General features: G+C 67.7%; 15 protein-coding genes. 12 read left to right on the top strand and 3 right to left on the bottom strand.

Annotated features, from left to right (window positions below; genetic code table 11):
• Positions 1 to 779 precede the first annotated feature (779 nt).
• The 7 genes from K8O92_14955 (at position 780) to K8O92_14925 (ending at position 7,945) form a co-directional block, all read left to right on the top strand.
• Positions 780 to 2,198, top strand: a complete 1,419-nt coding sequence (locus tag K8O92_14955) for a wax ester/triacylglycerol synthase family O-acyltransferase (protein UAK35002.1) — start codon at positions 780 to 782, stop codon at positions 2,196 to 2,198.
• 10 nt (positions 2,199 to 2,208) lie between these two features.
• A complete protein-coding gene (locus K8O92_14950; GenBank protein ID UAK35715.1) occupies positions 2,209 to 2,772 on the top strand; it encodes a hypothetical protein in 564 nt (187 codons plus the stop codon).
• A gap of 124 nt (positions 2,773 to 2,896) precedes the next feature.
• Positions 2,897 to 4,054, top strand: a complete 1,158-nt coding sequence (locus K8O92_14945) for a ferredoxin reductase (GenBank protein UAK35001.1) — start codon at positions 2,897 to 2,899, stop codon at positions 4,052 to 4,054.
• Positions 4,055 to 4,099: 45 nt separating this feature from the next.
• Positions 4,100 to 5,503: a fatty acid desaturase gene (locus K8O92_14940; protein UAK35000.1), complete on the top strand. Its 1,404-nt coding sequence runs from the start codon at positions 4,100 to 4,102 to the stop codon at positions 5,501 to 5,503.
• A gap of 133 nt (positions 5,504 to 5,636) precedes the next feature.
• Positions 5,637 to 6,893: a fatty acid desaturase gene (locus tag K8O92_14935; protein UAK34999.1), complete on the top strand. Its 1,257-nt coding sequence runs from the start codon at positions 5,637 to 5,639 to the stop codon at positions 6,891 to 6,893.
• 115 nt (positions 6,894 to 7,008) lie between these two features.
• Positions 7,009 to 7,629: a 5,6-dimethylbenzimidazole synthase gene (bluB, locus tag K8O92_14930; protein UAK35714.1), complete on the top strand. Its 621-nt coding sequence runs from the start codon at positions 7,009 to 7,011 to the stop codon at positions 7,627 to 7,629.
• 145 nt (positions 7,630 to 7,774) lie between these two features.
• On the top strand, positions 7,775 to 7,945 hold the full coding sequence (locus K8O92_14925; protein UAK34998.1) for a hypothetical protein: 171 nt from the start codon (positions 7,775 to 7,777) through the stop codon (positions 7,943 to 7,945).
• Positions 7,946 to 8,009: 64 nt separating this feature from the next.
• On the opposite strand, the gene K8O92_14920 is transcribed toward K8O92_14925, so the two are convergent.
• Positions 8,010 to 9,302 (bottom strand): acetyl-CoA C-acyltransferase, encoded by a 1,293-nt coding sequence (locus tag K8O92_14920; protein ID UAK34997.1) that lies wholly within the window; start codon positions 9,300 to 9,302, stop codon positions 8,010 to 8,012.
• A gap of 307 nt (positions 9,303 to 9,609) precedes the next feature.
• Between K8O92_14920 and K8O92_14915 the strand changes: the two genes are divergently transcribed.
• Genes K8O92_14915 through K8O92_14905 form a run of 3 tightly spaced genes read left to right on the top strand, consistent with a single transcriptional unit; the run spans position 9,610 to position 11,331 of the window.
• Entirely contained in the window at positions 9,610 to 10,311 is a 702-nt protein-coding gene (locus K8O92_14915) for a helix-turn-helix domain-containing protein (GenBank protein UAK34996.1), read from the top strand.
• Between the two features lie 10 nt (positions 10,312 to 10,321).
• On the top strand, positions 10,322 to 10,759 hold the full coding sequence (locus K8O92_14910) for a hypothetical protein (GenBank protein UAK34995.1): 438 nt from the start codon (positions 10,322 to 10,324) through the stop codon (positions 10,757 to 10,759).
• 47 nt (positions 10,760 to 10,806) lie between these two features.
• Positions 10,807 to 11,331, top strand: coding sequence for a zinc-dependent metalloprotease (locus K8O92_14905; protein UAK34994.1), 525 nt, complete (start codon positions 10,807 to 10,809; stop codon positions 11,329 to 11,331).
• 160 nt (positions 11,332 to 11,491) lie between these two features.
• Here K8O92_14905 and raiA read toward each other — a convergent pair whose 3' ends face one another.
• Both raiA and K8O92_14895 read right to left on the bottom strand, forming a co-directional pair.
• Positions 11,492 to 12,178: a ribosome-associated translation inhibitor RaiA gene (raiA, locus tag K8O92_14900; protein ID UAK35713.1), complete on the bottom strand. Its 687-nt coding sequence runs from the start codon at positions 12,176 to 12,178 to the stop codon at positions 11,492 to 11,494.
• 227 nt (positions 12,179 to 12,405) lie between these two features.
• Positions 12,406 to 13,050, bottom strand: a complete 645-nt coding sequence (locus K8O92_14895; protein ID UAK34993.1) for a ComF family protein — start codon at positions 13,048 to 13,050, stop codon at positions 12,406 to 12,408.
• 163 nt (positions 13,051 to 13,213) lie between these two features.
• On the opposite strand from K8O92_14895, the gene K8O92_14890 reads away from it, so the two are divergent.
• Positions 13,214 to 13,510, top strand: coding sequence for a metalloregulator ArsR/SmtB family transcription factor (locus K8O92_14890; GenBank protein ID UAK34992.1), 297 nt, complete (start codon positions 13,214 to 13,216; stop codon positions 13,508 to 13,510).
• Positions 13,510 to 13,896, top strand: coding sequence for a VOC family protein (locus K8O92_14885; GenBank protein ID UAK35712.1), 387 nt, complete (start codon positions 13,510 to 13,512; stop codon positions 13,894 to 13,896). The genes K8O92_14890 and K8O92_14885 overlap by 1 nt, the downstream gene beginning before the upstream one ends.
• Positions 13,897 to 13,981: the final 85 nt, after the last annotated feature.

Below are 13,981 nucleotides of genomic sequence, written 5' to 3'. Positions count from 1 at the left end.
CGCCGCTGGCGACTTCGTCGCGGACGCGGCGGCCACTCGGACGCGAGCCGGGCCGCGAACGGACAATGCTCGGTCTCGCTTCGCTCGAAACCGGTGGTCGGGCCTGTGTGGTCACGCACAGTGGGCACGGCACCACCTGAAAATGCTCGACACGCCAGGTGGCAGCTCCAGCGGGAGCAGTAGCGACTTGGTCACATGTGGGACTATCGCCACGCGCACGGGCCAGCCCAACTTGATGCATCATCTCACGCCGAACCGGTGGCGGGCCTCCGTGGTCTCGCAGTGGGTACGGCACCACCTGAAGATGCTGAACACGTAAGTGGCAGGTCCAACGGGGCCCGTAGTGACCTCGGCACATGCACGACACGCGGCCCGGACGCGGACCGAGCACAACGGTAATGCTTCACCTCACGCTGAACCGGCGGCCGGGTCGAAACGGGCCGTATGTGGTCACCGCGCTACTCGGCGCTCGACTCGTCGCGCAGGGAGGGTCGCCGGCGGAGCCGCCGGCGACTTCGTCACATGCTCGACTACCACCCGGGTCCGGCAGCGTGGCGCGGTGATGCTTCGACACGTGGGCGGCCGGATGCTGCGGCCGTGCATCGCGGTTCGCGCTGTGATCGAATCGAGGTTGCCGAGCTCGTAGGGGCGGTGTGTCGCGGCCTCGGGGTTCGGGTGGTGCGTCGAATTCGTCGGAAAATGCCGCAAAGGCCGGGGTAACGGTTGGTGCGGCAGCACAATAAGCGGGGGCGGCATCGGGAAAAGGAGTACCGGGCAGCGTGATCACGAGACTGACGCCGCAGGACACGGCGTTCTACCGGCTCGAGTCGAGCAGCAATCCGATCCACATCGGCTCTCTCGCGATCGTGCGGAACACCGAATCGGGCGACGGCTCCGGCCTGCCGATCCTGGACTACGACCGGCTGATCGACCTGGTCGAGAGCAGGCTCGCGCTGGTGCCGAGGTACCGGCGCAAAGTGCGGGAGATCCCGCTGTCGCTGGGGCGGCCGGTCTGGGTCGAGGACAGCCGGTTCGACATCACCTATCACATCCGGCGCTCGGCGCTGCCCGGTCCGGGCACCGACGAACAACTACACGACCTGGTCGCCCGGCTCGCCTCCCACCCCTTGGACCCGGCCCGGCCGCTGTGGGAGATGTACCTGATCGAACGGCTGTCCGAGGGCCGCTGCGCGATCTTCACAAAGACCCATTCCGCGCTGGTGGACGGGGACACCGCACTCGAGATCGGTCACGTGATCCTCGACGCCGGGCCGGCGCCACGCGAGTTCGCGGGCGACGACTGGATCGCGCCACGCGAACCCGGCGAAGTGGAACTGCTGGTGAGCGCGCTGGGCCAGCTCGCCGCGCAGCCGCGCCGGGCGCTGGAAGTGGCCCGCGACGCGAGCGCCAACGCGTTCGCGGTGCTCGGAACGGCGGGCAAGGCGGTGGAGTCGGTGGTCGCCGCCGTGCGCACCGCCGCGACCGGCGCGCCCGACAGCCCGCTGAACACCCGCACTTCGCGCAATCGGCGCTTCGCCGTGGTGCGCACCGACTTGGCCGACTACCGCACGATCCGCAAGCGTTTCGGCTGTTCGATCAACGACGCGATCCTCGCGGTGGTCACCGGCGCCCTGCGCAACTGGCTGCTGTCGCGCGGCGAAGCGCTCAGCGAGTCGACCACGCTGCGGGCGGTGGTGCCGATGTCGGTGTATGTCGAGGGGACCGACGGCCAGGCGCAATCGGCGAGCGAGGTGTCCTCGTTCCTGATCGATCTGCCGGTCGGCGAGCCGAATCCGGTGATGCGGCTGTCGCACATCGCGCACGCCACCGAATCCAACGGGCGGCAGCGGCGCGGCGTCCGCGCGCGTACCCTCGTGCACCTGGCCGGATTCGCTCCGGCCAGCCTGCACGCGATGAGTGTGCGCGCGGCGAGTACCTTCGCAGAACACACGTTCAATCTGGTGATCACCAACGCGCCGGGTCCGCAAGCGCCGATGTACATCGGCGGCGCGCGGATGCTGGAGATGTACCCGGTGTCGCCACTGCTGCGCAATCAAGCGTCGAGTATCGGGATCACGTCCTACGACGGGCGCGTGTTCTACGGACTCAACGCCGACCGCGACGCGATGGCCGACATCGGCGTGCTCGCCACGGCGGTGCGCGATTCCATGGAGGAGATGCTCGGTGCCTGCGTCTGATCAGAGGAAGCTGCGGGTCTACATCCCGGCTACGGTGCCGATGCTGCGCGAGCTGGTCGAGCGCAGGGAACTGACGCCGGTCAGCGGGACCGCCTTCGCGGTGACGCCCGCGCTGCGCGAGGCCTACGCCTCCGGTGACGAGGAAGAGCTCGGCGAGGTCGCCATGAACGAGGCCGCCCGCGCCTCGCTGCGACTGCTCGCCGCCGAACGCGAGGCGATCGGGTCGTCGGAGGACTCCGACCCCGACCCCGACTCCGACGAGGCCGCGCCGGTCACCGGCGGCGGGCCGGTGTACCGCCGCGCGGTGATCGCCGCCGACGTGACCGGCGCGAAATTGCGACCCGACCTCGACGACGCGGTGGTCCGGCTGACGGGTCCGATCGGCTACCAGCAGATCGCCTCTGTGCACGTCGATCTGGCCGACGCCGAACCGCAGGTGGCCAAGGCCGTCGATGTGGTCGACGCGGCCGATCTCGGCGACACCGACGCCGAGTTCGTGCTCGGGGACGCCGAAGATCATCAACTGGCCTGGTACGCCGCACAGGAATTGCCGTTCCTGCTCGAACTGCTCTGACCCGCGCCGCCGTGCGCGGACTCCTCCCCCGCCATAACCTACGATGCCGTAACCTTGCGGCGAGGCATCCGATCGGGGAGACGGCGGCCTTGCGCATCCGACGACAGGGAGACCAACGGCAGCGATGGGTTCGAAAATAGGGAGCTTCTCCGTGCGAGGCGTCCGTGCGTGGCTGGAGGCGCCCGCCGCGAGCGTCGCCGAGCGCGGCGGCAAGTTGAACGTGTTGCGCGGCGCCGTGGCGCGAGTGACCACGCCGTTGCTGCCGGACGACTACTTGCATCTGGCCAACCCGTTGTGGTCGGCCCGCGAGCTGCGCGGACGCATCGTGGAGGTACGCAAGGAGACCGCCGACGCCGCGACGCTGGTGATCCAGCCGGGGTGGGGTTTCGACTTCAAATACCTGCCCGGCCAGTACATCGGCATCGGCCTCCTGGTCGACGGACGCTGGCACTGGCGCTCGTACTCGCTGACCTGTCCGCCGGATTGGTCCGTGCCCGGCCACGGCGGGAAGCGGCTGATCTCCATCGCCGTGAAGGCCATGCCCGAAGGCTTCCTGTCCAGCCACCTGGTCGGCGGCGTGCCGGTCGGCACCGTCGTCCGGCTCGCCGCGCCACAGGGCGGGTTCGTGTTGCCGTACCCGCCGCCGGAGAAGGTGCTGTTCCTCACCGCGGGCAGCGGCATCACACCCGTGATGTCCATGCTGCGCGCGATGGACCGCCGCGAGTCGTTCACGGACGTGGCGCACCTGCACTCGGCGCGCACCGCCGACGACGTGATGTTCGGTGCGGAGCTGCACGAACTGCACGAGCGCAACCCGGGCTTCGACACCCGCCTGCGTCTCACCGCCGAGCAGGGCAAGTTCGTTCTCGCCGATCTCGACACCGAGTTCCCGGATTGGCGCGAACGCGACACCTGGGCGTGCGGACCGGCCGCGATGCTCGACGAGATCGAGAACCACTGGCGCGAGGCGGGCCTGTCGGACCGGCTGCACGTGGAACGTTTCGAGATCGAGCGCTCGGCGGTCGGCGAGGGCGGCACGGTCACCTTCGGCAAGACCGGCCGCACCGTCGAGGCGGACGGTGCGACCAGCCTGCTCGAAGCCGGCGAGTCCGCCGGGGTGCAGATGCCGTTCGGCTGCCGGATGGGCATCTGCCAGACCTGCGTCGTCACCTTGAGTTCCGGCCACGTGCGCGATCTGCGCAACGGCGAGGAGCACCGGGAAGGCGACAAAGTGCAGACCTGCATCTCGGTAGCGGCGGGCGACTGCACCCTGGACGTGTAGTCCGGCAGGTACCCTCGATGTGAATCGAGTAGGGAAAGGACCCCGGTGGCCATCACCGACATCAAGGCGTTTGCCCACCTCACCACGACCGATATCGAGACGCTGGGGCAGGAACTCGATTCCATCCGGCGTTCGGTGGAGCTGTCCCGTGGCGAGCGTGATGCCAAGTACATCCGGCGCGCGATCGCGGCGCAACGCGGCCTCGAAGTAGCGGGCCGCGCCGTGCTGTTCGGCAGCCGTAACCGCTGGGCCTGGTTGACCGGCACCGCGCTGCTCTCGGTCGCCAAGATCATCGAGAACATGGAGCTCGGGCACAATGTCAGCCACGGGCAATGGGACTGGATGAACGACCCGGAGATCCACTCCACATCGTGGGAGTGGGACATGACCGGCCCTTCCGCGCAGTGGCGCCGCGCGCACAACTATTCCCACCACACCTACACCAATGTCCTGGGCAAGGACGAGGATCTCGGCTTCGGCATCCTCCGTATGACCCGCGACGAGCCGTGGCGGCCGATCCATTTGGTGCAACCGCTGGCGAACCTGCTGCTCGCCGCGACCTTCGAGTGGGGCATCGCCCTGCACGACTGGAGCATCGAGAAGGAGCTGGCGGGCACCCCGCCCTGGCAGCTGATGTCGGAGCCGAATGTGGCGTTCGGCCGCAAGATCCGCCGTCAGGTGGCCAAGGACTTCCTGTTCTATCCCGCGCTCACCGGTCCGGCGTTCAAGCAGACCTTGAAGGCGAACGCGACGGCGAATCTGGTCCGCAATCTGTGGGCGTACGCGGTGATCTTCTGCGGTCATTTCCCCGACGGCGCGGAGAAGTTCACCGTCGAGCAGCTCGAGAACGAGACCAGTGGCGAGTGGTACCTGCGCCAGATGCTCGGCAGCGCGAACTTCAAGGCGGGGCCCGCCATGGCGTTCATGAGCGGCAATCTCTGCTACCAGATCGAGCATCATCTGTTCCCCGATCTGCCGAGCAACCGGTACCCGGAGATCGCGGTGCGGGTGCGCGAGCTGTGCGACAAGTACGACCTGCCCTACACCACCGGGTCGCTGGCCAAGCAGTATCTGCTCGCCTTCCGCACCATCCACAAGCTGGCACTGCCGGACCGGTTCCTCAAGGCGACCGCCGACAACGCGCCGGAGACCTCGTCGGAACGCAAGTTCGCCGGTATCACGCTGCCGACGCTCGGCACGGAGTCCACGCATTGGCTGCGCGTCGATCCGGAGACCGGCAAGCGGCGGGGCCTGCGTTCGGCGCTGCACGAGGCGAAGGTCGTGCTGCAGGACAAGGCGCGACAGGAGAAGGAGATGCTGCGTGAGGCCAAGGCGGCGCTGAAGGAGAAGGCCGAACACGAGCGAGAGGTGCTGCGGGGCGCCAAGGTCGCGCTTCAGGAGCGAGCCCGGCACGAACAAGCGGCGCTGCGCGAGAAAGGCGATGCGTGACAGGCGTTTCAGCTTCCGCCGAAAGGCACGGTAAACTACCAGCCCCCATCTCCAGTCGCAATAGGGTATTTGACACAGCCACGCGGTGAACTTCGTAACCTACGCTCTCGTAACTTACGGTAAGGTAACCCATATGGCGATCTCGGATGTCAAGGAATACGCCCACCTCACCGAGGCCGACGTGGAAGCGCTCGGCGCGGAATTCGATGCGATCCGGCGAGAAATCGAGGCCTCGCGCGGCGAGCGCGACGCGAAGTACATCCGCAATGTCATCCGCTTGCAGCGAGTCCTCGAGATCAGCGGCCGTGCGGTGCTGTTCGCCAGCCCGGTGCGCGCCGCGTGGCTGGCAGGCGTCGCCCTGCTCGGTACGGCCAAGATCATCGAGAACATGGAGATCGGGCACAACGTCATGCACGGGCAGTGGGACTGGATGAACGATCCGGAAATCCACTCCAGCTCATGGGAATGGGACAACACCGGCGCGGCCAAGCACTGGAAGCACACCCACAACTACCTGCACCACAAGTACACCAACGTGCTCGGCATGGACGACGACATCGGCTACGGCCTGCTGCGGGTGACGCGCGACCAGCGCTGGAAGCCGTTCAACCTGGGCAACCCGGTCTACAACCTGGTGTTGCAGCTGTTCTTCGAGTACGGCGTTGCCATCCAGCACTTGGAGCTGGGCAAATTGGCGGCGGGCCGGTACAAGCCGGGCTCCCCTGAGCGGGCCGAGTTCGAGCGCAAGCGCAGCGAGGCGCTCACCAAGATGGGCAAGCAGGTCCTGAAGGACTACGTGGTCTTCCCCGCGCTCACCGGCCCCGCGTTCTTCTCCACGCTGACGGCCAACCTGGCCGCCAACGCGGTCCGCAACGTCTGGTCCAACGCGGTGATCTTCTGCGGGCATTTCCCGGACGGCGCGGAGAAATTCACCAAGGACGATATCGACGGCGAGACCAAGGGCCAGTGGTACCTGCGCCAGATGCTGGGCAGCGCCAACATCTCCGGCGGCCCGGTCATGCACTTCATGACCGGCAACCTGAGCCACCAGATCGAACATCATCTGTTCCCCGATCTGCCCAGCAACCGGTACGCCGATATCGCGGTGCGAGTGCGCGAGCTGGCCGACAAGTACGACCTGCCCTACACCACCGGTTCGCTGCCGGTGCAGTACTTCAAGGCGTGGCGCACCATCCTCAAGCTGGCGCTGCCGAACAAGTACCTGCGGGCCACCCCCGACGATGCTCCCGAAACCGCGTCGGAACGCAGGTTCGGCGGCCGCACCGCCGCCACGATCGATCCGGTGACCGGTCGGCGCCGCGGTCTGCGCACCGCGCTCGCCCAGGGACGCCGGCGGCTCGCCCGGCGCAGCGCCTCCGCCGCCCGCTGAGTCTCGTCGGCTCGGATCTCGCGATCCGGGCCGACGGACATCGGAACGCGGACGCCGACGCCGTGCGCGGTGGACTCGCCGGGTTTGATTGACTCGGGCGGTGCATGCTGAGGTTCTGAGCGTCTACGAGGCCATCCGGCGCCGCCGCGACGTCCGCGCGGAGTTCACCGGTGAACTCGTGGACGATGCGACACTGTGGCGGCTGCTGGCGGCCGCGCATCAGGCGCCCAGCGTAGGGAATTCGCAGCCGTGGGATTTCGTGGTGGTCCGCGAACCGGTGACACTGCGCAAGTTCGCCGACCACGTGGCAGGCAAACGCGTCGAGTTCCGGGACGCGCTGCCAGCCGAGCGTGCCGCGACCTTCGAGCCGATCAAGATCGAGGGCATTCTCGAGAGCGGCACCGGAATCGTGGTCTGCTACGACCACGATCGCGGCGGGCCGCAGGTACTGGGCCGGGCCACGGTGCCCGAAACCGGCGTCTATTCCGCGGTTCTCGCCATCCAGAACCTGTGGCTGGCCGCCACCGCCGAAGGCATCGGCGTCGGCTGGGTGTCGTTCTACGATCCCGGGTTCCTGGCCGACCTGATCGACCTCCCGGAGGGCGTCCGCCCGGTCGCTTGGCTGTGCGTCGGGCCGGTGCACGAATTCCAGCGCGTCCCAGACCTCGAGCGCTTCGGCTGGCGCGCCGGGAGACCGTTGACCGACGCGGTGCACCGCGAAACCTATCGCGGCTGAATTCCTTCGCCCGGCCGCGCATCGTTACCCAAATGTGTGGATCGTTCATGGTTCAATCGAATGCCGATCGGGTACGACAAGGGCGAAACTGCTTCGCACGCAGTGGGCTTGATCGTTAGTTCGTCGGTTCCAGGAGGTTTGTGCAATGGCCAATGTCGATGCTGTTCGGCTGTCGAGCGAGCTGGGCATCGATCTGGCACAGGCGATGTTGCGCCTGCGTCGGGAGGGCATCCCCGGCGAGACCAAGCACCAGACCTGTCTTCGGCTGATCGCCGACGAGGGACGCAAGCGGCGGGGCGCCACGGGCAAGGCCTGAGGCCGCCGCCGGTAGCGACCCGCCGACCGACGCGGAACTCGGAGCCGGTCGGCGGGGCACCGCGTCAGACGCGTTCGAGCACCGCCGACGCGCCGATGCCGCCCGCGGCGCAGATCCCCAGCAACGCCGTGCTCTTGCCCGTGCGCGCCAGCTCGTTGGCCATGCTGGTCACCATGCGCGCACCGGTGGCGCCGAACGGGTGACCGAGCGAGATCGAGCCTCCGTGCACGTTCAGTTTGTCGACGTCCACTTCGCCGACGGCGGTGTCGCGATCGAGCCGGGTCTTGGCCCACTCGTCGCTGGCGAGCGCGGTCAGCACTGCCAAGGTCTGGGCTGCGAAGGCCTCGTGGATATCGACGAGATCGGCGTCGCCCAGCGACATTCCGGCCTTCTCCAGCGCGCGCGGCATCGAGATGGCGGGGCCGATCAGCACTTGATCGGCCGGATCGACGCTCACGTAGCTCCACGACCGGAACGCCGCCAGGGGCCGGTAGCCGAGAGCATGCGCTTTCTCCTCGCTCATCAGCAGCACCGCGGCGGCCCCGTCGGTGAGCGGGCTGGCGTTGCCTGCGGTCACGCTGCCGTCGGCGGCGAAAACCGGTTTCAGAGCCGCTAGTTTCGCGACGCTGGTGTCGGCGCGCACCAGACCGTCGCGCGCGATGTCCTCCTCTTCGGGCGTGCGGACTCGCAGCACCTCGTCGTCGAATCGGCCCGACTCGATGGCAGCCGCCGCGCGGTGGTGCGAGCGGGCGGCGAACTCGTCCTGATCGGCGCGGCTCACGCCGTGGATGCGCGCCATCTTCTCGGCCGACTCCCCCATCACCTCGCCGGTGGTGCGCTCGGCAATCCTGGGACGGCTCGGCAGCAGGTCGGTGAACGGCGCGAGGCGCGCGACCGCGGACAGGTAGTCCTTCGGCTTCGGCTTGCCCAGTGCCAGCGGCGCTGCCGCGTGCACGACCTTCTGTGGCAGCTTCACCTCGGCGTTCGAAGTGGAATCGCTGCCGCCCGCGATCATGACGTCGTATTCGCCCCGCTCGATGGCGGCCGCGGCCGAGGTGACAGCCTGCAGACCCGAGGCGCAGGCCCTGGTCACCGTGTAGCCCTCACAGCCCGGGTCCAACCGCAGGTCCAGCGCGATCTCCCGCGCGATGTTGGGCGCCGCGCTCGGCAGGATGACGCCGCCCCACACGATCGCCTCCACTTGCGCGCCGGGCAGCCCCGTACGCTCCAGCAAGCCGCGCACCGCGGCGTCGGCCAGCGCGATGGAGTCCATGGTGGTGTATCCGGTGAACGCTCGCAGGAACGGCGTTCGGGCACCGGACACGATCACAGCACGGCGAGCAGCTCTGGTGGCCATGCGATTTCCTTTCGAAAGCTTCGGACCACCAAACTTACTGCAAAGTAAGGTTCACCGTCGACCCCCTTCGCCGACGGTGAACCCGACCAGCGACGATCCCCTCCACCGCCGCTGATCCGGTCTGCCACGCGCCGTTGCGCGGCAGACCGGAGACGCCCGTCCCGGCGGACGCCCCTGCGCGCTCCGGAACCACCGCATGACTCCGCTGCCATCCGACGCAAAGAACGGTAACAAACTTTCGACGCAGTTTTCAAATAGTTTCTATTCATTTGCCTCCGAGCTATCAGCGACTTACCATGAACCCACTATGCATAGCCCTTCGGAGCTGTCGCGGCAGAAGAGATTCGGGCGAATCATCAAAGAACGCCGGGACGAGCTCGGCCTCACCCAGCTACAGATCGGCGACCTCGGGGGACCTTCGGCGCCGACCATCCGGAAGATCGAAGACGGCGAGGCGACGATCAGCATGCAGACGCTGAACAAACTCGACGCCCCGCTGCGATGGCTTCCGGGCAGCGCCGCACGCACCTATGCGGGAGGCGTCCCCGCCGCCGACGAACCCGCGAACGGCGAACGCGGCGCGGGTGACTCGGTGGTGGCCGGGCCGGACGCGATCCGGTTCGAGATCTCCGACCTCACCGGCCTTCTCGCGGCATCGGGGCGGCTCACCGATGCCGTCGAGAACGGTCGCACCGCCGACCCGCAGGTGGTCTCCGCGATCGCGGAACTCAACCGGGTGGTCTCCAAACTGTCCGCGCGGTACGCGACCGCCATGCTCGAACGCAACGGCGGACCTGGCAGGCAATTGCACCCGCTGGTGGAAATGGCCTTCGCGCATCTGCTCGCGGTTCCCGCGGAGGTGAGCGATTCCGGCGAGCTACAGGAACGCCGGTACCGCCGCTGGCTGGCCGGTCGATCGGAGGATATCGATGCAGCGACCGAAGCCCGATTCCGCGCACGCTGGCTGGCGGCCAACGTGGCGACGACAGCGCCACGAAGCGGTGAGTGAAGGGGCAGGAATGATCGACGACGGACCGCACGGCACGGCCCCGGCATTGAGTCACAAGATCAATCGGCTGTTCGCCGTGGTGCATCCGCGATCCGCGCCGGAGCGCAGCACCGAATCCGTCGCCGCGCAGGTCAGCGAATTCCTCGGCCGCACGGTGCCCGCCGACTACCTGACCCGTCTGCGCGACGGCGCGTTCGACGACGAGAACGCCGCGGCGTCAGTCGATGTCGAGATCCTGGCCGCGGTGGCGCACGGCTTCGGCGTGGCCGCCGATTACCTGCTGACCAGTGGACCCGCCGCGAACGCGATCGACCGGGAACTCGAATTGCTCGCCACCATGCGGGATGCGAACGTCGCCAGCATCGCGCTGCGCGGGTCCGACATCGATCGGTCGATACTGGCCGAGATCATCCGGAGCACGGAAGGGTCGATGCCTCCGAGTCGGTAGCATGCTTCCCTACATGGGCCACCGAGCTTTTGTAGGAGACCGATCGCATGGCCATCCAGGCCCGGTTCCGGAGCTTGACCCGGGACCTCCCGATACCCCACCCATGGGATTTGCAGACCTACCTCGACGACATCGCGGCCTACCGTGGCCGCAGCATCAGCCTGTTGCCGATCGATACCGCGCTGCTCGCGGGCACCGGATGCGGCACGGGCAGCGGCCTGTGGATCGCGAAACAGGACAGCGACGTCATCGTCTACGGCGCCGACACCACCGAATGGCACGCCGAGCACATCATCGCGCACGAACTCGGCCACATGCTGCTCGGACACGGCCCGGAACAGTCCGAACCCGGTGACCCGTCCTCGAGCACACCGACCGTGGCAGCCGTGGCCGACCTGCTGCCCTCGATCTCGCCCGAGTCGATCGCCCACGTGCTCGGCCGCACCGACTACGGCACCATCCGCGAGCGCGACGCGGAGACCTTCGCCGACATGGTGATGCTGCACGCCATGCGTCCGCCGCGCCGCGACTCACTGCTGCACCGCACGTTCTTCCGCGACCGGCGGCGGTGACGTCGCCGATTCCCGGCGCCGTCGGGATTTCGGCTCGGATCGGCTGCTGGTCGCGCCGGCACGCCGATGGCCAGGGGGCCGTTCGACGCAGATCTCCGGGCATCCAGCCGGTGAGCTGAATGCCCGGAGAAGTGGAGACGAGCAGTGCGGTTCGTTTACGTCAGGCCAGACGGATCAGACCGTAGTCGAAGGCGTGACGGCGGTAGACCACCGAGGGCCGGTCGGTCTCCTTGTCGTGGAACAGGAAGAAGTCGTGGCCGACGAGCTCCATCTGATAGAGGGCGTCGTCGACGGACATCGGAGTCGCCGCGTGCACCTTCGTGCGCACGATATGACCTGGACCCGCTTCGTAGTCCGGCTCCGGGGCTTCCTCCGGGTGCGCGTGCGCGGCGCCGGACTCCCCGAGCCGCTCGAACAGGGAGTCGTCCACCAGGGCGGCTGTAGCCTGGGCGACGGAGACCGGCGTCTTGTCGCCGTAATGCACCTTGCGCCGATCCTTGGTGCGGCGCAACCGGCTCTCCATCTTCGCGGTCACCGACTCGAAGGCGGCATAGAAACTGTCCGCGCAGGCCTCGGCCCGCACGACGGGACCCTTTCCGCGCGCGGTGATTTCGACGCGCTGGCAGTTCTTGCGCTGCCGACGGTTGCGCTCGTGGAACAGCTCCACGTCGAACAGGAAGATCGACGGATCGAAGCGTTCTAATCGGGAGAGTTTTTCCGCGACGTAAACACGAAAGTGGTCGGGCACCTCGACGTTGCGGCCTTTCACCACGATGTCGCCGCGTGGCGCCCGTGGTCGTTCCGCTGCGGGTTGCTCTGGTGCTTCCTGGGTGCCGGAATCCAGCACCGAAGTAGCGGGATCTTTCACTGAAGGTCGTGAAGAAGTCGTCACGCGTACCTCCCGGATCTGGCCGCACCGACCGATTCCAGTGCGGCGGGATGAGCAGTGCCGAGCGACAATTACCCGGCACGAGTTGTCCGAGGCGCCACCTCCAAACTTGCGGTTCGGGTGTGTGTCCGCGACGCTAGTCCGCCAACGGGCTGATCGCCAGTGTTCACGCAAATTTCCCGGAGTCAAGCAGCACACGTAACGAGAACGCCATGTGTCGGCAACCCTGCCCGCTCGAGCGCGAGCACCGACTCGCGGGCCGTCGCACCGGTGGTCAGCACGTCGTCGACCAGCACTACCTCGGCATCGGCCGGTACTCCCCAGTCGGCGGCGCGACCGGGAATCGTGGTCACCCGCCCAGCCAGGTTGCGAGTCCGCTGTGCGGGTGTCAAGCCCACCGAATCACGCACTCCGCGCCGCACTCGCAACAAGGGCAACATCCGGCTGTTCGGCAGCCATCGCACAGCTACCGAGGCCGCACGCAGCACCGGATCGCCGCCTCTGCGCCGCGCCGCCACCCCCCTGCTCGGCGCGGGCACCAGGACCAGCGGAAGACGTGGCGAGCGCAGCTCGGCGAGCGCTCCCGCGAGCCCCACTCCGAGTGGTTCCGCCAGATCCCGCCGTCCTCGCTCCTTGACGGCGAGCACCGCGCGGCGCGCTGGGCCCGCGTACGGCCCGAGCGCCCAGCACGGGACGCCCGGGTCGGTGCGCGGCCACACCCGCACCGGCGGACCGGCCAGAGCGAGTGCGCATTCGGCGCACCAACCGGCTCCAGGACGTCCGCAACCCGCACAGGCGGCGGGCAGCACCAGATCGAGCAGGGTTCGCATCAACCGAGTGTGCGTCCACCGGCCGACAAGTTCGCTCGACCGCTACGGCGATCGCGGCAGAACGCCGGTTTCGTTGCCGCGGAACTGTTTGCGCCACTCCGGCGGTGCGGCCGCGGTCTCCCACTCTTGACAGGCAAGTGGTGACTTGCATATAACTAGGTCCGTGGAGGCAGACCCCGACCTGTTCAAGGCCATCGGCGACGCGACGCGACGCATCATCCTGGACGAGCTGACCGACAAGGACGGTCAGACGCTGTTCGAGATCTGCGGTCGGCTGACCATGAAGCACGGCCTGGCCTCCTCGCGCCAAGCCATCTCGCAGCACCTCGCGGTGCTCGAACAGGCCGGCCTGGTGCACACCCGGCGGCAGGGCCGGTACAAGTTCCACCACATCGACACGAGCCCGCTGCGCTCGATCGTCGAGCGGTGGCCCATCGACCGAGAGGAACCAAACCCGTGATCCGCATCAACATCACCAGCGTGTTCGTCGACGACCAAGCCAAGGCGCTTGCCTTCTACACCGAGAAGCTGGGGTTCATCAAGAAGACCGACGTGCCCGCGGGCGAGGCCCGCTGGCTCACCGTGGTCTCCCCCGCCGACCCGGACGGCGTGGAGCTGCTGCTGGAGCCGGACGGCCATCCCGCGGCAGGCCCGTTCAAGAAGGCACTGGTCACCGACGGCATCCCGTTCACGCAGTTCGCCGTCGAGGACGTGTACGCCGAGGTCGAGCGGCTCAAAGGGGTGGGCGTCGAATTCACGCAGGACGCGACGGATTTGGGACCGGTGGTCACAGCCGTCTTCGACGACACCTGCGGCAACCTGATCCAGATCGCCGCCATGAAGTAGTCGGTCGCCATCGGACCAGTTGGTTCGACGCCGCCTGCGCGTGCCGGTGAGCGACTCCAGCCGAGCCCATCCCGCACCCGACACC

This window comes from Nocardia asteroides, from assembly GCA_019930625.1.
Lineage (GTDB): Bacteria > Actinomycetota > Actinomycetes > Mycobacteriales > Mycobacteriaceae > Nocardia > Nocardia sputi.
Note: the sequence above shows the minus strand (reverse complement) of the source record. Positions and strands in the feature narration are given on the sequence as shown.